Genomic DNA, 25,740 nt, shown 5'->3' on the forward strand with positions numbered 1-25,740 from the left:
AAAGACCGAGTATGCACTCGGTCTTTTTAATCTTTATAAATCCAAAGCTAAGATTTTTGATTTGCGCTGGAAGTTGTATAAACCTTGCTTTGCTCCCGGTAAATAATCCACGCCCACTTCGTAAAAGCCTTGCTCTCTGAACCAGTGCAGGCTGTGGGTTGTGAGCACAAAGATCTGATTAATGTTTTCTGACTTTGAGCGGTGCTTCATGTAATTCAGTAATAACAATCCACGGTTACCATCGCGGTAATCTGGATGAATCGCTACGCAAGCCATCTCCGCTTTGCGCTCTTCGGCGTATGGGTACAACGCGGCGCAACCAATGATTAGCCCATCTTTTTCGATGATGGTGAATTTGCCAATTTCTTGTTCCAATTGCTCGCGTGAGCGTCTTACCAATATACCTTGTTCTTCCAGAGGACGGATTAAGTCTAAAATACCGCCGATGTCGTCGATGTTGGCTTGACGGACTTGCTCAGCACTGGCCATGACCACTTGCGTACCAATACCATCGAAAGAGAACAGTTCCTGAATTAAGGCACCGTCGACTTTATAACTGATCAAATGGCTGCGTGGTACGCCCGCACGACAAGCGGCAATCGAGCCTTTCAAGAAACGTAGTGTACCGGTGTAGTAGTCTGAATCTGGTGAGTTTTTTTCCGTTAAGGTTTTAATAACATGCTCTGCCTCGATAGGAAGTAGCTCAGCGACCGCATTGCCGTTGTCATCAATGACACCTTGTTCTGAACAGAAACCGATCAGTTTGTCCGCACCTAATTTAATCGCAAGCTGGGTGGCGACCTCTTCAGAAAGTAAGTTGAAACACTCACCCGTGACGGAGCTGGCAATTGGACCAAGCAGAACAATCGAACCTTGGTCCAGAGTGCGATTAATCGCGTCAGTATCGATGCGGCGAATCCGTCCGCTGTGGCAGTAGTCGACACCATCATCCACACCCAGTGGTTGAGCAATAATATAGTTCCCGGATACAACGCTTAGCTCTGTCCCAGCCATAGGTGTATTATTCAGGCTCATGGATAGGCGTGCAGTAATCGCCAGCTGTAGTTGACCTGCGGCTTGCATAACTACTGACAAAGCTTCTTCATCAGTAATTCGGATGTCTTTATGGTATGGCGTAGTAAGGTTTTGTTTTACCAATAATTGGTTGATTTGCGGACGAGCGCCATAAACCACCACCACTTTAATGCCAAGGCTATGCATTAATGCAATGTCATTGATAATGTTTCCAAAGTTGTTGTGGGCGACCGCTTCTCCACCGAGCATTATCACCATGGTTTTGCCACGGTGTGCATTTACATAGGGGGTTGATTGGCGGAACCCTTTAACGAGTGCGGTACTACGAATTTTCACTACAGCCATTCCTTGTGTTTATTTATGCTTAAATAATGTCTTTTTATTCATCCAATGGCAAGGTGAATTTTTTGGAATAAAGGACAAATATATGAAGAGTGGTCCTTTGGGGAATAATAGGATGAAGGATAAAATGCCTCAATCTTTCCGCTATCAGTGGTCATCACATCTTCAGCCCCAGAGAGGAATGCTACGATTACTACTCAGCCCCAATCTGACTCATCCAATAAATCCCAATTTCGAAAAGGCGTAGAGCGCTTTCTGATGCTTATCGCAGTGGTTGGTACAATTATCGCGGGCATGTTGTACAGTGACTGGATTTCTCGTTATATCAACCCGCCTGTTGAAAAATCAATTATTTATGGCAAATGGGTAGAGCAAGAGGTCGCACCATACGCTCGTGAGGTTTTTGAGTTAAGCGAAAGAGGTGTCACCGTTAATGGTTCTACAGTTGCGACCGATTTTGACTTCGATGGAGATGCTTTGTCTTATAAGTTTGGTTCGAGTGTTCGCCGGTTTAGGTTTATTGGCCAGCAACACACGGAAATGAAGTTGGATGCTAACGTGCATTATCTGCCAATTTTTCGATTGGAGAGAAGTTTCGACAGCACCCTGCGCTGAACGTGATATTCATTCCCGTTCCATTTTGGACAGCTCAAATAACGTATATTCAAACACTTTCTGGACAATTGCGTATTCGTCCCCCTGCTATCATGTTGTTAATTCGAAACTAATTGGATGGAATTACAGCATATTTAACAGTTGACCTAGTTTTGAAACACTTTGACGCGGCTTTTCAATTGCGTTGCCTGTCTTTGTTTGCCATCCTTTTGCTATCTTTTATTACGGAATAATCACGTGCTAAAACAACTTCTTCCTATTGTTACTCTAGGCCTTCTGTTTGGTTGTGCTCAGAAAAACGATCTTGCCCATCAATACATCGATGGTGAGTTTCCTCAAATTCTCAATAAAGTGGACGTGGTTGAGTCGAACAAGCCTCGCGACTTTACCGAGTTCAACAAGCAAGTTGAGCAGGTTTTGATTAAATCTCCCTCTATGGCGAAGATGTACCAACCGCTGTATCACAGATTGAGTGAGTGGGCTCAGCAAAGTGGCGACACCAGTGTGCTTAGCGCTTACGGTATTCAAGCGGCGCAACTAGGTGGGGGCGACAAGAAAGGCAACGTGTTGTTTACGGGATATTTCTCTCCGGTGATGGAGTTGCGTCATCAGCCAAATAACATCTTTAGATACCCAGTTTATGGTAAGCCTAATTGTTCATCTGACTGCCCGACGCGTGCCGAGATTTACGATGGCGCCTTAGACGGTCAAGGTCTGGTGCTTGGCTATGCCCCAAACCGAATTGATCCTTTCATGATGGAAGTGCAGGGCAGTGGCTATGTGCATTTCGAAGACGATGACACGTTGGAGTACTTTGCCTATGCAGGAAAGAACAACAAAGCCTACGTGAGTATCGGGCGAATTTTGATTGAGCGCGGTGAAGTACCTCGTGAAGAAATGTCGATGAAAGCGATTAAAGATTGGGTGATGGCTAACGATGAAGCGACCGTTCGTGAGCTGCTTGAACAGAATCCATCTTACGTGTTCTTTGCCCCTAAATCAGAAGCGCCAGTGACCGGAGCCGCGGGTATTCCACTGTTACCAATGGCAGCAGTAGCGGGTGACCGTTCAATCTTGCCAATGGGGACGCCAGTTCTGGCTGAAGTACCATTACTTAATGCGGATGGAACGTGGAGCGGCGCACATCAATTACGCATTCTGCTTGTACTCGACACAGGTGGTGCAGTGAAACGTAACCACTTAGATCTGTATCATGGTATCGGTGCAAGAGCGGGAATCGAAGCGGGTCATTACAAACACTTTGGCCGTGTTTGGAAACTTGGCTTAGAGAACACGCCAACTCAAGCGCCTTGGGCTTTATCACCAGAAAAGATACAATAGTGGATTGATAAGAGAGAGGAACGTCCTCTTGTCTAGACATTTTCTCAAAGAGTGCGTATAAATCGCACTCTTTGTTTTTCTATCGATCATCTGGATTTCAATATGCGCGAACTCGATACTCCGGCATCTGACAACTACAATCAACGTTTTGGCGGCACTCGTCGTCTTTATGGTAACAGCGAAGTCGAAATTCTTCGTGCTGCGCATGTGTGTGTGATTGGTATCGGTGGCGTTGGTTCCTGGGCGGTAGAAGCGCTGGCGAGAACTGGAATTGGTGAGCTGACGTTGATCGATATGGATGATGTGTGTGTAACGAACATTAACCGTCAAATCCATGCTATGTCTGGAACGGTTGGCCAAAGCAAAATTGAAGTGATGGCCGAGCGCGTTAAGTTGATTAACCCAGAATGTAAGGTGAATCTGATTGATGATTTCATCACTCCAGACAACCAGCATGAATACTTGAGCAAAGAGTTCGATTACGTGTTGGATGCGATCGACAGTGTGAAAGCAAAAGCGTCTCTATTGGCTTACTGCCGTAGTAACAAGATCAAAGTGATCACGACGGGTGGCGCTGGTGGTCAGGTCGATCCAACACAAATTATGGTGGCGGATCTGACCAAGACGATTCAGGATCCACTGGCCAAAAAAATTAAAGACACCTTACGTCGTCATCATAACTTTCCGAAGAATCCTGCGCGTAAATTTGGCATTGACTGCGTATTCTCTACCGAGCAGCTAAAATACCCACAAGCGGACGGTTCGGTATGTGGCGTGAAGTCTACGGCAGAAGGACCTAAGCGAATGGACTGTGCAAGCGGATTTGGCGCGGCAACCGTTGTGACAGCAACGTTCGGCTTTGTTGCGGTTTCACGCATAGTAGAAAAGCTGATTCAAAAGTATAAGAAGTAATAACAAAGAGAAGTACGCACTATGACTGATTTTCCAGTTTCACCATTTGGTTCTGAGATAACAAGTGACGATATTGTCGCGACGATGCAGCAGTTTAAAGGCTGGGAAGATCGCTACCGCCAAGTTATCCAGTGGGGAAAGAAATTACCTCAAATGCCCGAAGCGCTGAAATCAGAACAAGTCACGGTGTCAGGCTGTGAAAGCTTAGTTTGGTTGGTTAGTCAGGAGCAGGGTGGTGTTTGGCATTTCTGTGCGGATTCTGATGCGCGTATTGTCCGTGGCTTGATCGCACTGGTGATGGCCGCGTTTGACGGAAAAACTGCTGAGCAGATCCAAGCGTTCGACATTGATGCGTATTTTGAGCAGCTCGGTTTGATTGCACACTTAAGTCCATCTCGTGGTAACGGCCTGAAAGCGATTGTTGAGCAGATCAAACACACCGCTAAATAACAGTTTCGTTGGTTCTGAAAGGCGCTGGGTAGCGAACGTTACTCGGCGCTTTTTTATTTGGGCAAAGGGGATGGAAGAAGGACTTAAAACCATTCCACTACGTCGGCGGTTTTGGCTTCAGTTATTGTTCGTTATTGATCTCATTTCTCGGCGCACAGTCCGGTTTTACCCCAATATTTGTAGTTACAATTTGTCTGCATTAGATGATAGATATATTCTTAAAGAGGTTTTTATTTTCCCGTTGTAGAAGGTTTATAGGCAATTGGGTTAGTTAGTACAAATACTAGGAACCTCTCTTTTATGCGATTCTCCTTGGAACATGCGCAAGACGTGTTATCCGGAATGCCAGACCCCACTTTTATACTGAGTGAAGATGGTCTTTATATTGATGTGTTTGGTGGTATAGATAGAAACGCTTATCACGATGGCAGTAGTTTGATTGGTGAAACTCTGCATAGTGTGCTTGAAAAAGAACAAGCAGACTGGTTTATTAAGCAGATTAATCGCTGTCTGACGGAAGACAGTATTATCACCATAGAATACAAGATGTCCGCCGACAACGTTCAGGGCATTGATCCCACCACAGGGCCAAACGGATTACTCTATTATGAGGGGAAAGTATGTCCTCTTGGTATAACGTACCAAGGTCGCAGAGTCGTGCTTATCCTTACCCGCAATATTTCTAACCGTCATCAAGTTGAAACTATTCTGCGTCACCAAAGCCAAATCGACGCTTTAACAAACATCTATAATCGCCGTGTTTTCTTCGAAAAAGTGTCCGAAGAAATCACCAAGTGCGAAGCTCAAAGTTATCAAGCCGCCTTACTGTTTTTTGATCTCGATTTCTTCAAATCTATTAATGATGAGCGAGGTCACGATGCCGGTGACTACGTCTTAGAAACGTTGGCGGAGTTAGTTTCTAGTCTTTTAACAAAAGATGAAACCTTCTCGAGAGTGGGAGGGGAAGAGTTTGCGATTATCCTGCCTGATGTTTCATTGTCTTCGGCAACAGAGATCGGCGAGGAAATTCGTTCAAATATTGAAAAAAATCAGTTTGAGTTTGAAAACGTTCAAATTCCTGTGACAGTCAGTGTTGGCGTGGTGAATATCATCGGTTATGAATCGACAAAACGATTGTATGCAAGGGCTGACAAAGCACTCTATGCGGCAAAACGTAATGGTAGAAACTGTGTGATAACGACAGAGAGCGAATCGTAGCAACCAAATCGGTTACTACGATTTCGTGGTTTGGTTAGAGCATATCGACGGCTTTTTCTACCGCGGCGATCAGCCTCTCAACGTCTTCTAAGGTGTTGTAAATTCCAAACGAGACACGCACTGTTCCTTTAACCTTCAGTGCATCCATTAGCGGGTGGGCACAATGGTGTCCGGCGCGTACTGCAATACCTTGCTGGTCGAGTAGTGTCGCAATGTCTTGGTGATGAACGCCGTCCATAACAAATGTCAGTACCGATGCATTAGGCTGGTAACTAAGAATGTGAATATCATCCAGCTGACTAAGCGCTTGATAGGCTTTGTTTTGTAAAGTGTGCAGGTGCGCTTCCACTTCTTGATGATCAAAACTCTGATACCAATCAATGGCTTTTGCGAGTGCGATAGCCCCAGCCACATTTGGTGTGCCTGCTTCGAATTTTCCGGGTAACGCTGAAAAGGTGGTTTTTTCAAACGATACTTTCTCGACCATTTTTCCGCCACCATGCCATGGCGGCATCGCTTCCAGTAAGGCTAACTTGCCATAAAGCACGCCAATCCCTGCTGGGGCATAGAGCTTATGTCCTGAGAATACATAAAAATCGATATCCAGCTCAGCAAGGTTTAACGGCTCATGCACGATACCTTGAGCACCATCCACCACGACAACGGCACCAAACTGATGTGCCAGTGTGGTGATTTCTTCGATAGGTTGACGTGAACCAGTGACATTAGTGATTTGTGCACACGCTACAATCTTACAGCGTTCAGACAACAGCGACTTAAATGCTTCCAAATCAAACTGACAGTTGGAAGTCATTGGCACTTTTACTACTTTTGCTCCGGTCTGCTCAGCAACAATTTGCCATGGCACGATGTTGGCGTGATGCTCCATCTCGCTGATCAATATCTCATCGCCTGCTTGTAAGTTGCTACGAGCATAGGTCTGAGCGATCAAATTGAGCGCTTCTGTCGCTCCACGAGTCCAGATGATTTCTTTTGAGCTGGCCGCGCCGATAAAACGGGTGACGGTTTCACGAGCCGCTTCGAACTGGCTGGTGGCATTGGCGGTTAAGCTGTGACTGCCACGATGCACGTTAGCATTTTGAGCACTGTAATAATGACTGATAACGTCAATCACACATTGAGGCTTTTGCGTGGTTGCAGCACTATCAAGGTAGACCAAAGGCGTGTCATTAATTGACTGATTTAAAGCGGGAAACTGCTTACGAACCGCATTGACGTCAAACATTACTCTTCACCAATTTTGTGATAGTGCAAAGTCGGAATAGTCACCATAGGTTCGGCGATAGTCCACGCATGTTTTTTGCCAGAGAGTTTGATGATCACTTCCATTGCAAATTCTAACGCAGTTCCCGGCCCCTGACTGGTGATCAGATTATGGTTAATATCGATAGTCACGCGTTTGCTACGCCAGTTTGCTTCAGGAATGTGTGACTGGAAACTTGGGTGACAGGTCATTAGGGCGTTAGGGAATAGATCATGATGTTGTAGCACCAACGCTGGGGCTGCACAGATAGCCGCAACCAGTTTTCCTTCGTAAATATGTTGTTTGAGGATTTCTATCATGACTGTGCTGTCGCGAAACACTTCCGAACCACCGACACCACCCGGCAGTGCAATGACATCAAACTCGTCATCGGCGATATCGACCAGTTTGCAATCTGCGGTTAGCGTGACGCCACGAGAAGCTTTCATCGTTAAAGCCCCATCGAATGCTGCACTGGCTACCGTCACGTCATATCCAGCTCGAACCATCATATCGATAATGGTCACGGCTTCCATTTCTTCGGTACCTGGAGCGATAGGTACTAAGATTTTTACACTCATTGTTCTGTCCAGCTTTTTTCTATCTGTTTAATGCGTTGGTAAAGACTGAGGTTCTCAGGCGTCTCGATATGGTGTTTCTCTGCAGTTTGCAATAAATAACCAGTAATAAAGTCGATTTCGGTGCGTCGCTGGTGGTAAACATCCTGTCTCATCGAAGAGTAATTCTCAGCGGTAGCATTGACGACTTGCATGATAACTCCCAACAAATTGTCGAACTCAGTATCGAGCCCTTCTTTATTCATTACCTCAATCAATTCGCGCGTAATGTTTCTCAGCGTATCCTGAAACGCCTGCTGTGCAAGCGCGCCATTTTTGCATTGATGGATAGCGGTTAATGGATTAATTGCACAGTTGATAGCGAGTTTAGTCCACAATGCTGCATTGATATTTGGGTTCCATCCCACTTCAGGTAGGGCGTGATGCATTACTTCTTGTAAAAACTGACACTGTTCGCCCAAATTATTGAAGCCGCCTAACTGCGTGTTGCCATGACCTGTATGCAACACTTTTTGTTTGCAAGGTTTATAGGCTCCGTGAGTCGTGGTCGCTAAAACGATAGGGTTGTTTTTAAGCGATTCTGAAACGCGTTGTGCGGTTCCCATGCCGTTATGCATCAGCATCACGATTGTGTCGGGGTGGATATGTCCAAGCAGAGGAGAAATGGCTTCTTCGACTTGCCACGCCTTGACGGTCACCACAATCAAGTCAGCACTTTTTACAGAAAGCAGGTGATTATTTAAGAAAGTGTCACCGACTGAGTCATCAAGTTGCAACGAAAGCTGAGTTTCTGAACTTCTGCTCCAAAGAGACACATGATGTCCTGCTTGCTTTAATTTTATTGCCCAGAGTGAGCCGATAGCTCCGGGACCTAAGATGACAATATTCACCAAACGCTCTCATTGAAAAGGTTTGCTGCAAGGATAATGAGGGGAAAAAGGAAAGCAAATAAAAAATGGCGCCAATGGGCGCCATTTCTGAAGAAACTTATTGGTTCTATTAGAACTTGTAAGTTACCGCTACGTAGTGACCAAAACCAGTAGAGTCTACGCCACTAACGTCTTTGATACCGTAGATGTTTTTGAAACCTTTCAGGCCGTAACCAACTGCAAAGCGGTCTGAGTGCCAGTATAGGCCGTTGAACATTGCGCCGCCGTAGCTAGAGCTTGCGTACTCATCTTTCATACCAAATTGCCAGTCGATGTAACCTTGGTAAGAGATGAATGAACCGTTCTCGAAGAAGTAGAATGGTTTGAACCAGTTGGTTGCAAAGTGGTAACCGTTCCAGTCTTTATCGTTGCCGCTGTAGGTTCCGTATAGGTTTACACCTACTTTGCCAAGCCATGGAACCATAACGTCAGAACCTAGACCGATTTTCTGATTGTTTACACCAGAGTTACCACCCCACTCGATAAGAGATGCAACGTAAAGCTCTTGAACTGGACCGAAAGAAAGATCTTTACCAGTTAGTGCGTCCAGAGACATACGTGGCGCGAACTTCATGAACATTTTTTCTGCGCCAGCTTTATCACTGCCTGGATCTGAAGTTAGGTTGAATACGTCAACGTAACCGTAAAGATCGAAAATACCAGAGCGACCGCCAAATTCCATTTCTAGGTAGTCATGGTTTGAGCCATCAGGGAAACCTGGAAGTTCGTTAAATGCACCCATCAGGTTGAACTGCATCCACTTGTAATCGTTTTTGTGGATATCGCCGTCAGAATAATCAGCCGCCATAACTGGAGCTGAAGTAGCCGCTAGAAGGCCAAGAGCTAAAAGTGATTTACGCATAAGGGGACTCTCTATGTTTGTAAGATTTTAGAATATGCAATCTAAGCTGCGTTTTCCAAGTGGCGGGAATAATAGCGATAATAATCCCAAAAGAAAGTGATAAAAGGTGCAAAACTAAACCTTTTTAGTGATCGATATCACAAATACGTTTTTATTTACGGAACTTTTTATTTATTGCATTTTATTGCAATAAATATGTGATTTAGATCGTTTGCGTGACGATTTTCGTGACTTTTTAAGCCAGTCGATTAACCAACAAAAACCGTTAGTGATCGGAGTGAACAGAGTTTCGTACTAGACGATGAACTAAAGAGGACTTATTGATGAACGAAGTTATGTTATTTCCACTTACTTCAGTTGTACTCCCTGAAGGAAAGATGAATCTGCGTATTTTTGAGCCTCGTTACATACGTATGGTGAAAGAGTGCAGTTCGAAAAATATGGGTTTTGGCGTCTGTCTGGTAGGTAACGACGGCGATCCGAAAGAAGTTGGAAACGTTTCTTCGATAGGTTCGTTAGTACGGATTGTTGATTTTGAAACATTAAGTGATGGGCTTCTTGGAATCACAGTGGTTGGTGAAAAACGCTTTAAGGTACTGCGCGTTAGAGCAGACTCCGATGGTTTAAGGCATGCCGAGGTTGAGTGGATGGACAACTGGGCTGTTCCGAAAGGGCTGTACAGCTTTGATTACTTAAGTCAACAGCTGGCTTACGTTTATGAGGAGTTCCCTCAGCTTGGGTCACTTTATGAGCACCGCTTTTATGACGACCCATCTTGGGTCACACAGCGTTGGCTTGAGCTACTGCCGTTGGAATGCCACCTGTTCGATAGGTTGGCAGGAGCAGAGGATTGTCTTCCAGCTTTGCATTTTCTACACCAAGCACTTGAAGCCCCTAAAAACAAAGAGGCACGGTTATGAAACTAACAGGTAAAGCGGTTCTGGTTTTAATGGGATCTCTGGGATTGGCTGCGTGTGGTTCAGACAGCGATACAATAGAGTTCTCCAATGTTCAGGCAGTGCATGCATCAGCAGATGCACCACTGGCGAATGTATGGATTAACGACAAAGCTACGCTAACTGGCGTCGATTATGGTGTTGGATCAGGGTACATGATGGTTCGTGAGGGCAGTAACGCAGTTCAGGTCGATGTGCAGTTGCCAGGCAGTGAGGTGGCAACAGTAGTGCCAAGAACGTTGCTCGATCTCGATTCAGACCTCAAGTACACCGTGTTTGTGGTCGGTGATGCCGACGGTAACCCAAATCCTGTTGAGCCACTAATCGTGACACGCAACGCGGAGTCGATGGCAGATGAAAGCTCTCTGGATGTACAAGTTGTGCACGCTGCTTCAGGCGTTCCAGCTGTAGATGTGTACGTGACAGAACCAGGGGCTGATTTATCGACAGTCATGCCTTTAACTAATCTTGCTTATAAAGCGGCGACAGACACGCTTAATATCCAGGCTGGTGATTATCAAGTCAGATTGGCGGTTGGGGATGATGTCGTGTTTGATTCTGGAACGCTTTCATTGGCGGGAAATGCTAACTTAACTATCGCTGCCATTAAAACCGGCGACTCCAGCAGCTCTTCTCCCGTTAAGTTGTTGGTTTTAGATGGTTCGGGATCTTCTATAATTCAGGATATGGGCAGCCAAGCTGAAGTTCGGGTTGGGCATGTCGTGGATGGTGCACCAGCTGTAGACGTGAATGTAAATGATGCTCCATTCGCTCCACTTGCTGATTTAGCCTTCAAAGAAATTCGTGGCTATTTGGATCTTGATCCTCAGTCTTATGACATCGATGTTTTCGTTGATGGTACCACCACAGACCCCATTTTCAGTATTGACGATTTATCTGTGGAAGCTGGGATGGATTACAGTATCTACGCTGTTGGCGTCGTGAGCCCTTCGGTCGCTGTGGAACCTTTGATTGTCGAGGACATGAGAAGAGCGGTGGCAACCAGTGCGACATTGAATATCACTCATGCAGCGGCAAATCCGGTTGCTGAGAACGTGGATATTTACCTCACTACCAGCGCTGGTATAGATGGTAGTGATCCAACCGTTTCTGATTTTACGTACAAAGAGAGTCTGAAAGGACTTTACGTTGAGGAAGGAACCTACTTTGTCACTGTTACTGCAGCAGGCGAGCCTACTACTGTTGCAATAGATTCTGCTCCTGTGGATTTGATGAACGGTGTGGTCTATCAAGTCGTAGCGATAGACGATGGCAATAGTGGTGGTTTCAACCTGTTAGTTAATGACATCACAGACTAGGACGGAGTGGGAGGGGGAGACTCCTCCCTACGATAAGGCCGATATGATGAGTGATAGCCGACAAAAACTGGGACGGCATGAATGGAACGCGTATATGGACAAAGTCAAAGCACGAGATCAAGACGCCTTTGCTTTTGTATTCCAATTTTATGCCCCCAAATTAAAACAGTTCGCTTATAAGCACGTAGGGAACGAGCAAGTCGCAATGGAAATGGTACAAGAAACCATGGCCACGGTTTGGCACAAAGCTCACTTGTACGATGGAAAGAAGAGTGCGTTATCTACTTGGATATACACCATCATCCGCAACTTGTGCTTTGACTTATTACGAAAGCAAAAGGGCAAAGAGCTACACATTCATGCGGATGACATCTGGCCTTCAGAATATTATCCACCAGATCTCGTCGATCACTACTCTCCCGAGCAAGACATGCTGAAAGAGCAGGTGGTGAAATTTTTAGATACATTGCCGAAAAATCAAAGAGACGTTTTGCAAGCGGTATATCTTGAAGAGTTGCCGCATCAGCAAGTGGCAGAACTGTTTGATATCCCACTTGGCACCGTTAAATCTCGTCTAAGACTTGCGGTAGAGAAATTAAGACATTCAATGCATACGGAGCAACTATGAACAATCATCCAGATAACAAATTGCTAGAAGCTTATGCTTTGGGCAGCATTGATGCGGTTTCTGGTCTTGTGGTCGCGACGCACTTAGAAACATGCTCCAAGTGCCGAGACTACGTCAATCGGGTAGAAGCAGAGCAAGCGAATGTCGTCAGTGACGTTCCTTGTGTTTACGTGCCTGAATTTGATGACATGTTTAATGCCATTGTTACGGCCCCTCCCATGCGAGACAGTGTCATTATTAGAGACTCAGCAAAAGTGTCCGTGGCAGGCAAAAGCTTTGAGTTGCCCAAAACTCTGAGCCGTTTCTCTGATTTGGTCGGCTCTTGGAGAAGTTATGGCGGCAAAGTATATAGTGCCCAAATTGATTTGGGCGAAGATGCCAGAGTAAACCTCATGTATATCAGTGAAGATGTGCAGATTCCTCAACATACGCACAAAGGAATAGAGTCAACCTTGGTCTTACATGGCGGATTTAGCGATGAGGATGGTGAGTACGAAGAGGGTGACCTGATGATTCGTGATGCGTCTGTTAAGCACAGCCCGTATACGAAAGCTGGAGAAGACTGTTTGTGTCTTACGGTCTTAACTGAGCCAATGATATTTACTCAGGGTGTGGCAAGAATCTTCAATATGTTTGGTAAGGGGCTTTACCCTTAAACGTCAGCAGCTTCCCACAATGCTGTTTTTAAAAGAACCACCGTTTTGCGGTGGTTCTTTGGTTTCCAGTGATTTAGTGTTTATGGCGTGCTTTTTCTAGCAGGTCATCAAAGTAGTGGCGTAGTGAATACAGCATGATCAAACTTGGTATCACCATAACCGCGGTAAGAATGAAGAAGGTACTCCAGTCATTAAGGTAATCTACTAACTCGCCACTGAACGAGGCCAGTGTGGTTCGTCCAAAATTCCCTAAAGACGCCAGCAATGCGTATTGTGTTGCTGAAAACGCTTGTCCGGTTAATAACGTTAAGAAAGAGACAAACGCCACGGTTGAGAATGCTGTAGTAAAGTTATCGACAATGATAGTGGCTAAGTACAGGTGTTCATTAGGACCGACTGAAGCAATCCAAGCAAACATCAGATTACTTGCGGACATGGCAATGCCACCGATCATCAGGCCGCGAACCAGGCCAAACCTCACATTGAACATACTGCCTACTAAGGTAAAGAATATTGTCGCACCCCAGCCGATTAGCTTGGAGTAGTAGCCAATTTGTTCGTTACTAAAGCCGATATCTTTATAGAATGCAATCGACATTCGGCCTAAGAAGGCTTCGCCAATTTTGAACAAGAATACGAAGAGCAATAAGGTTATCGCAACGCGCACCCCATTTCGGTTGAAGAAATCCAGGAAAGGCTCAACGACGGTTACTGTAAACCACGCAACGATTCTAGAACCTACCACTTCTTTGTGACGTTGTTCTGCTTCAGACTGTAACTGCTCACGTTGAGTTTTAGGTTCTCCGACTAAGAGTGTAAACACCATTAAAACTACAACGATAAACGCCATTCCGTAATAAACGCCATTCCAGCCGATGCTATCGGCATTAATAAACGCTAAATAGCCAGGCAGGGAGTAGCCAGTCCACCATCCGATGACTGCCATTGCCGACGCTTGTGGCAGTTTAGAGGCTTCAGATTTTGGGAAGGTATCAATACGAAAAGCGTCGATGGCGATATCTTGTGTTGCCGATGCCGTCGCAATACACAGGGCTAAAACTGATGCAAAAGCCAGGTTTTGTGCCGGGTCTACATCTGCAATTAGAATGGTGGCGACAAGCACGATGCTTTGACAAAAGAAAATCCAACTGCGTCGCTGCCCAAGAAGACGGTGCAACAGTGGGAGCTTTAGCCGGTCTACCAGTGGAGCCCAGAGGAAGTTAATCGCATACACGGCAAAGACGCTACCAAAATAACCAATCGCAGAAAGCGTTAAGCCTGCATCTTTAAGCCAGCCAGACATGTTAGAGCCGATCAATACCCATGGGAAGCCGCTTGAGCATCCCAGCATAAAGACCCATAACAAACGTTTATCGAGGTAACTTTTTACCGTTTCCAACCAAGTGATGGAAGGTAATGAAGACATAGATTAATCCAATAAAATGACGCCGTTGAAAGAGAAAACCCTTCGAATATTCAAAGGGTTTATGATGGCTATTTGAGTAATGTTGCTTTCGTGATGACGATTTGAGTTTCTGGTACATCACGCATTCGGCCAGATGAAGATGTTGGCTGTTTTGCCATGTTTTGGATGACATCAAAGCCTTCAGTTACCTGACCAAAGACTGCATAACCCGGTGGTCGAGCGCCGTAGTTAAGAAAATCGTTATCCACTAAATTAATGTAAAATTGGCGAGTCGCCGAGTCCGGCGCGTTGGTACGAGCCATCGCGATAGTCGCCTGGTCGTTATTTAGGCCGTTATTACCTTCATTTTTGATAGGCTCGTACGTATCAACCATTTGCATCTCTTGGTTGAAACCGCCACCTTGCGCCATAAAACCCGGTATTACACGGTGGAAAATGGTGCCTTCGTAGCTGCCATCCTCAACATATTTAAGGAAGTTCGCCACCGTTATTGGTGCTTTCTCTTCATTTAACTCAACGGTAAATGAGCCCAGTGTTGTTTCAAACGAGACCTTAGATCCAGCCCAAACGCTACAACTGAGTAGCGCCAGAGAAAGAATTGCTTTGCGTATCATTAGAATCGCTCCTGCATGTACTGACGAAGTTCTGGGTCGTTGGCGATTTCTTTCAGAGTTAGATCAACCACATCGTTTAATGTCTGTTCGATATCTGAGTCTGAAGCGCTGAACGTACCGGAGCGATTTGCACTACCCGTATACGTTTTGACTAATCGGCCTTGTGGGTTTTCTGCTGTGATTTCTAACACAACCTTAGCACTCATCTCTTTTTCCATGACCGAATGCTTTACGTTCACGAGCGCTTCCTGAACTTTAAGTTCAATCACATTATTACTGTTAAGGTCTGAGTGGAATCCTTGGGATGAGAACTGTTTCTCCAACGCTTGCTCTAGAGCAATACGTAAATTCTGCTTCGCGTGGATAGGAAGAATGTTAGAACGTCCATTATCCACCAACGCAACGTATTGAGCGGCACGTACATCTTTACTGATTAAGCTGTATGTTTTGCCTTGTACAATAGGATTGGTGCTAAGTGTGCTTTCAGGCATCAGGTTCAGTTGTACCTGTTGTGGGGCTGAACATGCAGCCAGCAAGGCAACTGAAGCCGCGATTACCAATTTTTTCATTTGATTATTCCTTGTAAACATTCTTCTCAGTAAGGAGCTTTTTTATTTTGCGTTTAATTTAGCAGGATTTTTTGTTGCCTGTAAAATCACGAACCTATTGTTAGACGCGACAAGATTCACATTGTTGGCACCAAACAGACGCTTGAGTTTAGCGTCGTAGCCAAGGTGTCGATTTCCTATGACAAGTAACCGACCGCCTTTGTTCAATACCTGCTTTGAATCACAGAACATTTGCCATGCGATATGGTCGGTGATGGCTTGCTGCTGATGGAAGGGTGGGTTGCACATGATAAGTGAGCAGCTATCGTGATCAAAACCATCTAAGCAGTTGTTCGCGATGCATTGTACTTCGCGCTCTTCACCTAAGTTATCCAGTAAATTCTGCTTAGCCGACTCCAGCGCCATAAAGCTTTCATCAACACAAGTCAGGCGAGCATTTGGGTTTAACTGCCCCGCTTTCACTGAGAGTACGCCGTTACCGCATCCAAGGTCGACAATATGAGTGATGGAAGCATCTTGAGGAATATGCTGCAACATAAATCGGGCACCCAAGTCTAAACTTTCGCCTGAGTATACATTTGGCAGATTTTTGAGCTGAATATTCTCGCCATCCACACTCCACGCTGTAATCGGGTCTACTTCGACAATAGGTTGAGCATTGGCTTGGGAGAAAACCAGTCGGTGCTTCTTCCAGGCAAGGGACGTTTTCGTTTCACCTAAATGCTTTTCAAAGAGTTTGAGCGTCGAAGTGTGGATCTCTTTGACCTTATTAACGCCAATAACCGGGCATGACTCAGGGAGCGCATTTCTAAGCTGGCTGAGTATCCAAGTCAGGTGACGATTGCTTTTTGGAAGTTGCAGCAAAACCAAGTCAGCATCTGCTGGAATGTCATCCATCGTGCTAAGAAATGTCACGTCTTTACATTGATTCGCTTCAAGGTTTACTTGAGTACCTTTATGAGAAATAAAAGAGTCACTCATAAACGTCACACGATGTTTTTCAGAGAACCAGCAAGCTAAAGCGCCAAAGCTATCATTGATAACCACAATATGTTGATTGTCGTTTAGCGCCAGCTCTTCAACATGATTAATCAAATACTCATCACCAGCGTCCCAAGCCTGCAGTGTTTCGTTGGAGCGCTTAGGGAAGCGGTGAAGCGTTAGGCTTCTGCCGTGAAGGTTCAGTTCGGTTTTCATAAGTAAACGTAGGTTGATTCAATAAACTAGGGAATATTGTCGCAAATGATGGCAAGTGTAGATACAAAAAGCTGTTAAATTTTGAGTTTACTTGCTTTTACGTTATTCAAAGGCTCAGACATGACTCAACTCTGAGTTTTAAACTATTGCGTTGATTGAGGTTAGGATTTAATTTTTAGACTTATACTTCAACAGCGAGAGCTGGATACTGCAAGTTACCGTGAGTTGGGTATATACTTATGAAATTCGAATCGATGAGGAACGAATATGATCCAAGAAATCATAGAGAAAAAGCTACATAGTGAGCTGCAACCTAGCTACTTAAAAGTGATCAATGAAAGCTATATGCATAATGTACCGCCAGGTTCAGAAAGCCACTTTAAAGTCATCGTTGTTAGCGACTCGTTTGCTGGACATAGACTGATTGGCAGACACCGACAGGTTCATCAAATTCTCGCAGATGAGTTGGATAATCACATTCACGCATTAGCGATTCATACTTACACCGATGAGGAATGGAAGAGCGAGCAAAATGGCGCGCCTGATAGCCCAATGTGTGTCGGTGGTGGTCGTTAACGCCATTAAAAATAGATTTTTGAAAGATGGTGGAAACCATCTTTTTTTTCGTTTTACCAAGCGTAACACCAAAGAATAGAGCTATCCCGGTTAAAGAAATTACGTTAACAGTGTTTCAACAAATGAATGAAAATCAAAGATTGTTTCAGCCGGTGAATGTTGCTTTACCATACGGTATGTGTGGAATATTGTATTTGTGCGATTGGTCAAAGTTATGAGTATTCTTTGACCTTTTAGACCTTATTCTACCTAAATATCCGCTCTATTCTTATGATTGGTCATGGCATCAAGTTCCTAAAAAATGCTAGAATATTGCACCTGAGAAATCTCGAGTATTTCTTGTAACGAGATTTTTAATAGGATGTTGCGATTTTAGTGTTTAAAACAACACTGAAACCGGACACTAATGTCGTGTCTAAAAGTTACGCAATCAAAAGAATCTTTTTCCCGATAAAAGTAGTGCAAGTGCGTATGATTACAATAAAGAAGGGCTTGGATCTTCCTATCGCAGGAACTCCATCCCAGGTGATTAATGATGGTAAGACCATCAAAAAAGTCGCCTTGCTTGGCGAAGAGTACGTTGGCATGCGTCCAACCATGCATGTCCGCGTTGGTGATGAAGTGAAAAAAGCGCAAGTTCTTTTTGAAGACAAGAAGAACCCTGGCGTGAGATTCACTGCACCGGCAGCCGGTAAAGTGATCGAAGTTAACCGTGGCGCTAAACGTGTCCTTCAATCAGTAGTGATTGAAGTGGCAGGTGAAGAGCAGGTGACATTCGATAAGTTCGAAGCCTCTCAACTTTCTGGTCTAGATCGTGAAGTGATCAAGACTCAATTGGTTGAATCTGGCCTATGGACCGCTTTACGTACTCGTCCGTTTAGCAAGGTTCCAGCAATCGAGTCTTCAACTAAGGCGATTTTTGTAACTGCAATGGATACTAATCCACTAGCAGCTAATCCTGAGTTGATAATTAACGAGCAACAAGAAGCATTCGTTGCTGGTCTAGACATTCTTTCAGCCCTGACAGAAGGCAAGGTTTACGTATGTAAATCTGGCACTAGCTTGCCACGCTCTTCACAGTCTAACATTGAAGAACACGTCTTCGATGGCCCTCACCCAGCAGGTCTTGCTGGCACCCACATGCATTTCCTATACCCAGTAAATGCTGAAAATGTGGCGTGGAGCATCAACTACCAAGACGTTATTGCGTTCGGTAAGTTGTTCCTAACTGGTGAACTTTACACTGACCGTGTTATCTCTCTGGCTGGTCCAGTAGTGAATAACCCTCGTCTAGTTCGTACGACGCTAGGTGCTAGCCTAGACGACGTGACAGACAACGAGTTAATGCCAGGTGAAGTTCGTGTGATTTCTGGTTCGGTACTAACAGGTACTCATGCAACTGGTCCTCACGCTTACCTAGGTCGTTACAACCTACAAGTGTCTGTTCTACGTGAAGGTTATGAAAAAGAGCTGTTCGGCTGGGCAATGCCTGGTAAGAACAAGTTCTCTGTAACTCGCTCATTCCTTGGTCACCTATTCAAAGGTCAGTTGTTCAACATGACAACGACGACTAATGGTAGTGACCGTTCAATGGTTCCAATTGGCAACTACGAACGCGTAATGCCACTAGATATGGAACCTACTCTGCTACTTCGTGATCTATGTGCAGGCGATACAGATAGTGCAGCAGCACTTGGCGCTCTGGAGCTAGACGAAGAAGACGTAGCATTGTGTACCTTTGTTTGTCCTGGTAAGTACGAGTACGGTCAGCTACTTCGTGAATGCCTAGATAAGATCGAGAAGGAAGGGTAATTTTCATGTCTCTTAAAAAATTTATTGAAGACATCGAGCATCACTTTGAGCCTGGTGGTAAACATGAGAAGTGGTTTGCCCTTTATGAAGCAGCAGCAACGCTGTTTTATACTCCGGGTCTTGTAACAAAGAGAAGCTCACACGTTCGTGATAGCGTTGACCTAAAACGTATCATGATCATGGTTTGGTTCGCGGTATTCCCAGCAATGTTCTGGGGTATGTACAACGCGGGTGGCCAAGCTATCGCAGCACTGACTCACATGCACGCTGGTGACCAACTAGCGACAGTAGTAGCAGGCAACTGGCATTACTGGCTAACCGAAATGTTTGGTGGAACCATCTCCGCTGATGCAGGGGTTGGCAGTAAGATGCTACTAGGTGCGACTTACTTCCTACCAATCTACGCAACAGTGTTTATTGTTGGTGGTTTCTGGGAAGTTCTGTTCTGTATGGTGCGTAAGCACGAAGTTAACGAAGGTTTCTTTGTAACTTCTATCCTGTTCGCACTTATCGTTCCGCCAACACTTCCTCTATGGCAAGCTGCACTAGGTATTACCTTCGGTGTTGTTGTTGCGAAAGAGATCTTCGGTGGTACAGGTCGTAACTTCCTAAACCCTGCACTAGCAGGCCGTGCATTCCTATTCTTCGCTTACCCTGCGCAAATCTCGGGTGACGTAGTATGGACTGCTGCTGACGGTTTCTCTGGTGCGACTGCTCTTAGCCAATGGGCTCAAGGTGGTAACGGTGCTCTAGTAAACACAGTTTCTGGTGCTCCTATCACTTGGATGGATGCTTTCATCGGTAACATCCCTGGCTCAATTGGTGAAGTATCGACTCTTGCTCTGATGATCGGTGCAGCGATGATCGTGTACATGCGAATCGCTTCATGGCGCATTATTGCGGGTGTAATGATCGGTATGATCGCGACAGCAACGCTGTTCAACGTTATCGGTTCTGATACTAACCCTATGTTCAACATGCCATGGCACTGGCACCTAGTTCTAGGTGGTTTTGCATTCGGTATGTTCTTTATGGCGACAGACCCTGTATCTGCTTCATTTACCAACAAAGGTAAATGGTGGTACGGCGCTCTAATCGGTGTAATGTGTGTTCTTATTCGTGTAGTTAACCCAGCGTACCCAGAAGGTATGATGCTGGCGATTCTATTCGCGAACCTGTTTGCACCTCTGTTCGACCACTTAGTTATTGAGAAGAACATCAAGCGGAGACAAGCACGCTATGGCAAGTAATAACGACAGCATTAAAAAGACGCTGGGTGTTGTTGTCGGGTTGAGCCTTGTTTGTTCAATCATCGTATCAACAGCAGCAGTAGGTCTACGCGATAAGCAAAAAGCTAACGCTGTACTAGATAAGCAATCTAAGATCGTTGAAGTTGCGGGCATTGATGCTTCAGGTAAAAAAGTACCTGAGCTATTTGCACAATACATTGAACCACGTCTGGTTGACTTTAATACTGGTGACTTTGTAGAAGGTAACGCTGCAACTTACGATCAGCGTAAAGCTGCAAAAGATCCTGCTGAGTCTATCAAGCTATCTGCTGAAGATGACAAAGCGAAGATCATTCGTCGTGCTAATACAGGTGTTGTATACCTAGTGAAAGACGGCGACGCAGTATCTAAAGTTATCATTCCGGTTCACGGTAATGGTCTTTGGTCTATGATGTACGCATTTGTTGCTGTTGAAACAGATGGCAACACAGTATCTGGTATCACTTACTACGAGCAGGGTGAAACTCCTGGACTTGGTGGTGAAGTTGAGAACCCAAGCTGGCGCGCACAATTCGTAGGCAAGAAACTGTTTGACGAAAACCACAAACCAGCTATCAAGGTTGTTAAAGGTGGTGCGCCAGCAGGTTCTGAGCACGGTGTTGACGGCCTGTCAGGTGCGACACTAACTAGTAACGGTGTTCAACACACATTTGACTTCTGGTTAGGTGACATGGGCTTTGGTCCATTCCTAGCAAAAGTTCGTGACGGAGGTCTGAACTAATGTCTAGTGCACAAAATGTTAAAAAGAGCATTCTAGCGCCAGTATTGGACAACAACCCAATCGCGCTACAGGTTCTTGGTGTATGTTCTGCTCTGGCAGTAACAACTAAACTAGAAACTGCGTTTGTTATGACGCTGGCAGTAACGTTTGTAACTGCTTTGTCTAACTTCTCGGTATCTCTAATCCGTAACCACATTCCTAACAGCGTACGTATCATCGTTCAGATGGCTATCATCGCATCGCTAGTAATCGTGGTAGACCAGGTGCTTAAAGCTTACCTTTACGATATCTCTAAACAGCTATCAGTATTCGTAGGTCTTATCATCACGAACTGTATCGTAATGGGTCGTGCTGAAGCATTCGCAATGAAATCTGCGCCAATCCCATCTCTTATCGATGGTATCGGTAACGGTCTTGGTTACGGTTTCGTTCTTATCACTGTTGGTTTCTTCCGTGAGCTATTCGGCTCGGGCAAACTATTTGGTATGGAAATCCTACCTCTAGTGAGCAACGGTGGTTGGTATCAGCCAAACGGCCTGATGCTTCTAGCGCCATCAGCATTCTTCCTAATCGGCTTCCTAATCTGGGCAATCCGTATTCTGAAACCAGAACAAGTAGAAGCGAAGGAGTAAGGACGTCATGGAACATTACATTAGTCTGTTAGTTAAATCGATTTTCATCGAAAACATGGCTTTGTCTTTCTTCTTAGGTATGTGTACGTTTCTTGCGGTATCTAAGAAAGTTAAGACCTCTTTTGGTCTAGGTGTTGCGGTTGTAGTAGTACTTACTATCGCTGTTCCAGTAAACAACCTTGTTTACAACCTAGTATTGAGAGAAAACGCTTTAGTTGAAGGTGTCGATCTTAGCTTCCTAAACTTCATCACCTTTATCGGTGTAATCGCTGCACTTGTACAGATCCTAGAAATGGTTCTAGACCGTTTCTTCCCACCTCTGTACAACGCGCTAGGCATCTTCCTACCGTTGATCACAGTAAACTGTGCGATCTTCGGTGGTGTATCTTTCATGGTACAACGTGACTACAACTTTGCTGAATCTGTTGTTTACGGTTTCGGTTCTGGTGTGGGCTGGATGCTAGCAATCGTTGCTCTTGCAGGTATCCGTGAGAAGATGAAGTACTCTGACGTACCTCCTGGTCTACGTGGTCTAGGTATCACGTTCATCACTGTAGGTCTAATGGCGTTAGGCTTTATGTCTTTCTCTGGTGTTCAACTGTAAGTCGGGTAAACCGCAACAATTAAGGAATAGTCAATGGACATTATTCTTGGTGTAGTGATGTTTACTCTGATCGTACTGGCTCTAGTACTAGTGATTCTTTTCGCTAAGTCTAAGCTTGTACCAACAGGTGACATTACAATTTCTGTGAACGACGACCCTAATCTGGCGATCGTTACACAACCAGGCGGTAAACTACTAGGCGCTCTTGCTGGCGCTGGTGTTTTCGTTTCTTCTGCCTGTGGTGGCGGTGGCTCATGTGGTCAGTGTCGCGTAAAAATTAAATCTGGTGGTGGTGATATCCTTCCTACCGAGCTTGACCACATTACTAAAGGTGAAGCACGTGAAGGTGAGCGTCTGGCATGTCAAGTTGCAATGAAAACAGACATGGACATCGAACTTCCAGAAGAAATCTTCGGCGTTAAGAAGTGGGAATGTACAGTTATCTCTAACGATAACAAAGCGACATTCATCAAAGAGCTTAAGCTACAAATTCCAGATGGCGAATCAGTACCTTTCCGTGCTGGTGGTTACATCCAGATTGAAGCGCCTGCTCACCACGTGAAATACGCTGACTTCGACGTACCAGATGAGTACCGTGAAGATTGGGACAAATTTAACCTGTTCCGTTACGAGTCTAAAGTAAACGAAGAGACAATCCGCGCTTACTCAATGGCTAACTACCCAGAAGAAGAAGGCATTATTATGCTAAACGTGCGTATCGCTACGCCGCCGCCTAATAATCCTGACGTACCACCTGGTATCATGTCTTCATACATTTGGTCTCTTAAAGCAGGTGACAAGTGTACGATTTCTGGTCCATTTGGTGAGTTCTTCGCGAAAGACACTGATGCTGAAATGGTATTCATTGGTGGTGGTGCTGGTATGGCTCCGATGCGTTCGCACATCTTTGACCAACTTAAGCGTCTAAACTCTACGCGTAAGATGTCTTTCTGGTACGGTGCACGTTCTAAGCGTGAAATGTTCTACGTAGAAGATTTCGACGGCCTACAAGCAGAAAACGACAACTTCGTATGGCACTGTGCTCTATCTGATCCAATGCCAGAAGATAACTGGGATGGTTACACTGGTTTCATCCACAACGTACTGTACGAAAACTACCTGAAGGATCACGAAGCTCCTGAAGATTGTGAATACTACATGTGTGGTCCACCGATGATGAACGCGGCTGTTATCGGCATGCTGAAAGATCTTGGTGTAGAAGATGAAAACATCCTTCTAGATGACTTCGGTGGTTAATCCATCTAAGTAATTGAAATTTGTGGCTGACTCTTACGGGTCAGCCATTGTTTTTTCTGAATATTTAATTGATATAGAAAATCGGTTTATATCGACACAACTTATTCTCTATATCCATTTCAATTTTCCATAGGAGTTAAACAAGTGAAAAAGTGGCTTGTTGCTTTTGCTTCTCTTTTAGTTCTTGCAGGTTGTGAACAGCCAGCAGAGCAAGTACATCTAACTGGCCCTACAATGGGGACGACTTACAACATTAAATACATTGCTGCGGAAGGTATTCCAGCTGCGGCTGAACTACAAAAAGAAGTCGACCGTTTACTCGAAGAAGTGAACGATCAAATGTCGACTTACCGTAAAGATTCAGAGCTGAGTCGTTTCAACCAGTACACCGAATCTGATGCATTTGAAGTATCACCTCAAACCGCGACCGTTGTAAAAGAAGCGATTCGATTGAACAAACTAACGATGGGTGCACTGGATGTGACCGTAGGGCCTCTGGTTAACTTATGGGGCTTTGGCCCGGAAGCTCGCCCTGAAGTCGTGCCAAGTGATGAAGAACTATCGGCGCGTCGCGCAATGACAGGTATCGAACACCTAGAAGTTGCAGGCAACACACTGAAGAAAGACATTCCAAACCTATACGTAGACTTGTCTACCATCGCGAAAGGGTGGGGCGTTGATGTTGTGGCAGATTACATTCAATCTCAAGGCATCATGAACTACATGGTGGAAGTCGGTGGTGAGATGCGCGTGAAAGGTATTAACCGTGAAGGTGTATCTTGGCGTATAGCGATTGAGAAGCCGTCTGTTGAAGAGCGAGCTATCCAAGAGATCATCGAGCCGGGTGAGATGGCTATTGCGACCTCTGGCGATTACCGTAACTATTTTGAACGTGATGGTATTCGTTACTCACACATCATTAATCCAGAAACAGGGAAACCGATCAACCACAAAGTGGTCTCAGTAACGGTACTGGACAAATCGTCGATGACTGCAGACGGTCTAGCGACTGGCCTGATGGTGATGGGCGAAGTAAAAGGGATGCAAGTAGCACAAGAAAACAATATTCCGGTGCTAATGATTGTTAAGACCGAAGATGGCTTTAAAGAGCTGGCATCAGATGCCTACAAGCCATACGTAAGCCAATAATTACATAAGTGAGCATGTCTTTATGAGTACATTTCTAATTACATTTGCCGTGTTTGTCGCTGTGATTGCGGCAATGTCGATCGGCTATATCATCCAGAAAAAAGTCGTAAAAGGTAGCTGCGGCGGCCTCGGTGCTGTAGGCATTGAAAAAGTATGTAACTGTCCGGAGCCTTGTGACGCTCGCAAAAAGCGCGAAGCTCGTGAAGCTGCCCGCGCAGAGAAGCTGGCGGCTTGGGAAAAAGACCGAATCGCATAACTCTGTAAAGAGTAATTATCAGACATTAATAACCCAGCTTTATGCTGGGTTATTTTTTATCGTCTGCCTGACAGGGTATATACTCTTGGTTAGTGATCCTGTTTGAGGAGGTAGATATGGAAATGCATCAACACGGAATGACCGAATTGTTTGAGCAGCTCGGTTTAGGTAGTTCACCAAGGGAAATTAAAGACTTTGTGAATAACCATCGACATAAACGTGATTCTGCGCCGATATATGAAGCGAGCTTTTGGACACGCTCACAGTCAGCTTTCTTGAAGCAGGCTATTGAGCAAGATGCGGATTGGGCAGAGTTGGTCGATCAACTGGACGTTATGTTGCGGGACTAACAGATGCAATAACCGCTCAGTCAATGGTTTATCGAACGTGATGGGCTTGGTGGTTAGTAAACCAGTTAAACTTTCATTTTCTTCAGGCATGAATTTAACTATACTGTATTTTTAAACAGTGTAATCTAGGTTATGTCAGAGCGAATCAGAAAAATTATTCATGTCGATATGGATTGTTTTTAA

General features: G+C 45.0%; 28 protein-coding genes. 19 read left to right on the plus strand and 9 right to left on the minus strand.

The window, feature by feature from the left end:
* Nucleotides 1-33: 33 nt before the first annotated feature.
* Complete coding sequence (gene argA / locus L9Q40_RS18870; RefSeq protein WP_498794219.1) at nt 34-1,371, minus strand: amino-acid N-acetyltransferase; 1,338 nt, start codon at nt 1,369-1,371, stop codon at nt 34-36.
* A gap of 264 nt (nt 1,372-1,635) precedes the next feature.
* On the opposite strand from argA, the gene L9Q40_RS18875 reads away from it, so the two are divergent.
* The 5 genes from L9Q40_RS18875 to L9Q40_RS18895 all read left to right on the plus strand — a co-directional run bounded on the left by L9Q40_RS18875 (nt 1,636) and on the right by L9Q40_RS18895 (nt 5,913).
* On the plus strand, nt 1,636-1,992 hold the full coding sequence (locus L9Q40_RS18875) for a DUF2850 domain-containing protein (protein WP_020334309.1): 357 nt from the start codon (nt 1,636-1,638) through the stop codon (nt 1,990-1,992).
* A 237-nt stretch (nt 1,993-2,229) separates the two neighbouring features.
* Nucleotides 2,230-3,333, plus strand: coding sequence for a murein transglycosylase A (gene mltA, locus L9Q40_RS18880; protein WP_020334308.1), 1,104 nt, complete (start codon nt 2,230-2,232; stop codon nt 3,331-3,333).
* 102 nt (nt 3,334-3,435) lie between these two features.
* A complete protein-coding gene (gene tcdA, locus L9Q40_RS18885) occupies nt 3,436-4,245 on the plus strand; it encodes a tRNA cyclic N6-threonylcarbamoyladenosine(37) synthase TcdA (protein ID WP_014232810.1) in 810 nt (269 codons plus the stop codon).
* Nucleotides 4,246-4,266: 21 nt separating this feature from the next.
* Nucleotides 4,267-4,695, plus strand: coding sequence for a cysteine desulfurase sulfur acceptor subunit CsdE (csdE, locus tag L9Q40_RS18890; protein ID WP_268669052.1), 429 nt, complete (start codon nt 4,267-4,269; stop codon nt 4,693-4,695).
* Nucleotides 4,696-4,995: 300 nt separating this feature from the next.
* The gene (locus L9Q40_RS18895; RefSeq protein WP_498794220.1) at nt 4,996-5,913 is read left to right on the plus strand and encodes a sensor domain-containing diguanylate cyclase; all 918 of its coding nucleotides are present in this window, start codon (nt 4,996-4,998) and stop codon (nt 5,911-5,913) included.
* A gap of 34 nt (nt 5,914-5,947) precedes the next feature.
* Here the strand turns inward: L9Q40_RS18895 and csdA are convergent, their stop codons facing one another.
* From csdA to L9Q40_RS18915, 4 genes are all read right to left on the minus strand, one after another.
* Entirely contained in the window at nt 5,948-7,159 is a 1,212-nt protein-coding gene (gene csdA, locus L9Q40_RS18900) for a cysteine desulfurase CsdA (protein ID WP_498794221.1), read from the minus strand.
* Nucleotides 7,159-7,758 (minus strand): DJ-1 family glyoxalase III, encoded by a 600-nt coding sequence (locus L9Q40_RS18905; protein ID WP_014232806.1) that lies wholly within the window; start codon nt 7,756-7,758, stop codon nt 7,159-7,161. The genes csdA and L9Q40_RS18905 overlap by 1 nt, the downstream gene beginning before the upstream one ends.
* Entirely contained in the window at nt 7,755-8,645 is an 891-nt protein-coding gene (gene panE, locus L9Q40_RS18910; RefSeq protein WP_498794222.1) for a 2-dehydropantoate 2-reductase, read from the minus strand. Before panE ends, L9Q40_RS18905 begins: the two co-directional genes overlap by 4 nt.
* A 109-nt stretch (nt 8,646-8,754) precedes the next feature.
* On the minus strand, nt 8,755-9,546 hold the full coding sequence (locus L9Q40_RS18915) for a nucleoside-specific channel-forming Tsx family protein (protein ID WP_014232804.1): 792 nt from the start codon (nt 9,544-9,546) through the stop codon (nt 8,755-8,757).
* 323 nt (nt 9,547-9,869) lie between these two features.
* Between L9Q40_RS18915 and L9Q40_RS18920 the strand changes: the two genes are divergently transcribed.
* Genes L9Q40_RS18920 through L9Q40_RS18935 form a run of 4 tightly spaced genes read left to right on the plus strand, consistent with a single transcriptional unit; the run spans nt 9,870 to nt 13,105 of the window.
* The gene (locus L9Q40_RS18920; RefSeq protein WP_020334301.1) at nt 9,870-10,466 is read left to right on the plus strand and encodes an LON peptidase substrate-binding domain-containing protein; all 597 of its coding nucleotides are present in this window, start codon (nt 9,870-9,872) and stop codon (nt 10,464-10,466) included.
* Nucleotides 10,463-11,821, plus strand: coding sequence for a DUF4397 domain-containing protein (locus L9Q40_RS18925; RefSeq protein WP_498794223.1), 1,359 nt, complete (start codon nt 10,463-10,465; stop codon nt 11,819-11,821). The genes L9Q40_RS18920 and L9Q40_RS18925 overlap by 4 nt, the downstream gene beginning before the upstream one ends.
* Nucleotides 11,822-11,864: 43 nt before the next feature.
* A complete protein-coding gene (locus L9Q40_RS18930; protein WP_014232801.1) occupies nt 11,865-12,449 on the plus strand; it encodes an RNA polymerase sigma factor in 585 nt (194 codons plus the stop codon).
* Nucleotides 12,446-13,105 carry a ChrR family anti-sigma-E factor gene (locus tag L9Q40_RS18935; RefSeq protein WP_420659096.1) on the plus strand — a complete coding sequence of 220 codons (660 nt, stop codon included), beginning with the start codon at nt 12,446-12,448 and terminating at the stop codon, nt 13,103-13,105. Before L9Q40_RS18930 ends, L9Q40_RS18935 begins: the two co-directional genes overlap by 4 nt.
* Before the next feature lie 73 nt (nt 13,106-13,178).
* Here the strand turns inward: L9Q40_RS18935 and L9Q40_RS18940 are convergent, their stop codons facing one another.
* The 4 genes from L9Q40_RS18940 to L9Q40_RS18955 form a co-directional block, all read right to left on the minus strand.
* Nucleotides 13,179-14,531: an AmpG family muropeptide MFS transporter gene (locus tag L9Q40_RS18940; RefSeq protein ID WP_065302790.1), complete on the minus strand. Its 1,353-nt coding sequence runs from the start codon at nt 14,529-14,531 to the stop codon at nt 13,179-13,181.
* A 68-nt stretch (nt 14,532-14,599) separates the two neighbouring features.
* Complete coding sequence (locus tag L9Q40_RS18945; RefSeq protein WP_498794224.1) at nt 14,600-15,145, minus strand: peptidylprolyl isomerase; 546 nt, start codon at nt 15,143-15,145, stop codon at nt 14,600-14,602.
* Nucleotides 15,145-15,714: a YajG family lipoprotein gene (locus tag L9Q40_RS18950; protein ID WP_498794225.1), complete on the minus strand. Its 570-nt coding sequence runs from the start codon at nt 15,712-15,714 to the stop codon at nt 15,145-15,147. The genes L9Q40_RS18945 and L9Q40_RS18950 overlap by 1 nt, the downstream gene beginning before the upstream one ends.
* 42 nt (nt 15,715-15,756) lie before the next feature.
* Nucleotides 15,757-16,911, minus strand: coding sequence for a methyltransferase (locus tag L9Q40_RS18955; protein ID WP_498794226.1), 1,155 nt, complete (start codon nt 16,909-16,911; stop codon nt 15,757-15,759).
* Between the two features lie 267 nt (nt 16,912-17,178).
* Here L9Q40_RS18955 and bolA point away from each other — a divergent pair, with 267 nt between their 5' ends.
* The 10 genes from bolA to L9Q40_RS19005 all read left to right on the plus strand — a co-directional run bounded on the left by bolA (nt 17,179) and on the right by L9Q40_RS19005 (nt 25,557).
* Nucleotides 17,179-17,487 carry a transcriptional regulator BolA gene (gene bolA, locus L9Q40_RS18960; RefSeq protein WP_014232795.1) on the plus strand — a complete coding sequence of 103 codons (309 nt, stop codon included), beginning with the start codon at nt 17,179-17,181 and terminating at the stop codon, nt 17,485-17,487.
* A gap of 471 nt (nt 17,488-17,958) precedes the next feature.
* Entirely contained in the window at nt 17,959-19,299 is a 1,341-nt protein-coding gene (locus L9Q40_RS18965) for a Na(+)-translocating NADH-quinone reductase subunit A (protein WP_498794227.1), read from the plus strand.
* A gap of 5 nt (nt 19,300-19,304) precedes the next feature.
* The gene (locus L9Q40_RS18970; protein ID WP_014232793.1) at nt 19,305-20,549 is read left to right on the plus strand and encodes an NADH:ubiquinone reductase (Na(+)-transporting) subunit B; all 1,245 of its coding nucleotides are present in this window, start codon (nt 19,305-19,307) and stop codon (nt 20,547-20,549) included.
* Nucleotides 20,539-21,309, plus strand: coding sequence for a Na(+)-translocating NADH-quinone reductase subunit C (locus L9Q40_RS18975; protein ID WP_020335166.1), 771 nt, complete (start codon nt 20,539-20,541; stop codon nt 21,307-21,309). The genes L9Q40_RS18970 and L9Q40_RS18975 overlap by 11 nt, the downstream gene beginning before the upstream one ends.
* Nucleotides 21,309-21,941, plus strand: a complete 633-nt coding sequence (locus L9Q40_RS18980; protein WP_014232791.1) for an NADH:ubiquinone reductase (Na(+)-transporting) subunit D — start codon at nt 21,309-21,311, stop codon at nt 21,939-21,941. Before L9Q40_RS18975 ends, L9Q40_RS18980 begins: the two co-directional genes overlap by 1 nt.
* 7 nt (nt 21,942-21,948) lie before the next feature.
* On the plus strand, nt 21,949-22,545 hold the full coding sequence (nqrE, locus tag L9Q40_RS18985) for an NADH:ubiquinone reductase (Na(+)-transporting) subunit E (protein ID WP_014232790.1): 597 nt from the start codon (nt 21,949-21,951) through the stop codon (nt 22,543-22,545).
* 33 nt (nt 22,546-22,578) lie between these two features.
* Nucleotides 22,579-23,802 (plus strand): NADH:ubiquinone reductase (Na(+)-transporting) subunit F, encoded by a 1,224-nt coding sequence (nqrF, locus tag L9Q40_RS18990; RefSeq protein ID WP_014232789.1) that lies wholly within the window; start codon nt 22,579-22,581, stop codon nt 23,800-23,802.
* A gap of 144 nt (nt 23,803-23,946) precedes the next feature.
* Nucleotides 23,947-24,951, plus strand: coding sequence for an FAD:protein FMN transferase (locus L9Q40_RS18995; protein WP_498794228.1), 1,005 nt, complete (start codon nt 23,947-23,949; stop codon nt 24,949-24,951).
* A 22-nt stretch (nt 24,952-24,973) separates the two neighbouring features.
* Nucleotides 24,974-25,207: a (Na+)-NQR maturation NqrM gene (gene nqrM, locus L9Q40_RS19000; RefSeq protein WP_014232787.1), complete on the plus strand. Its 234-nt coding sequence runs from the start codon at nt 24,974-24,976 to the stop codon at nt 25,205-25,207.
* Between the two features lie 116 nt (nt 25,208-25,323).
* Nucleotides 25,324-25,557 carry a DUF2789 domain-containing protein gene (locus L9Q40_RS19005; protein WP_014232786.1) on the plus strand — a complete coding sequence of 78 codons (234 nt, stop codon included), beginning with the start codon at nt 25,324-25,326 and terminating at the stop codon, nt 25,555-25,557.
* Nucleotides 25,558-25,740 lie beyond the last annotated feature (183 nt).

Source organism: Allocatenococcus thiocycli, assembly GCF_921292965.1.
Classification (GTDB): domain Bacteria; phylum Pseudomonadota; class Gammaproteobacteria; order Enterobacterales; family Vibrionaceae; genus Vibrio; species Vibrio natriegens.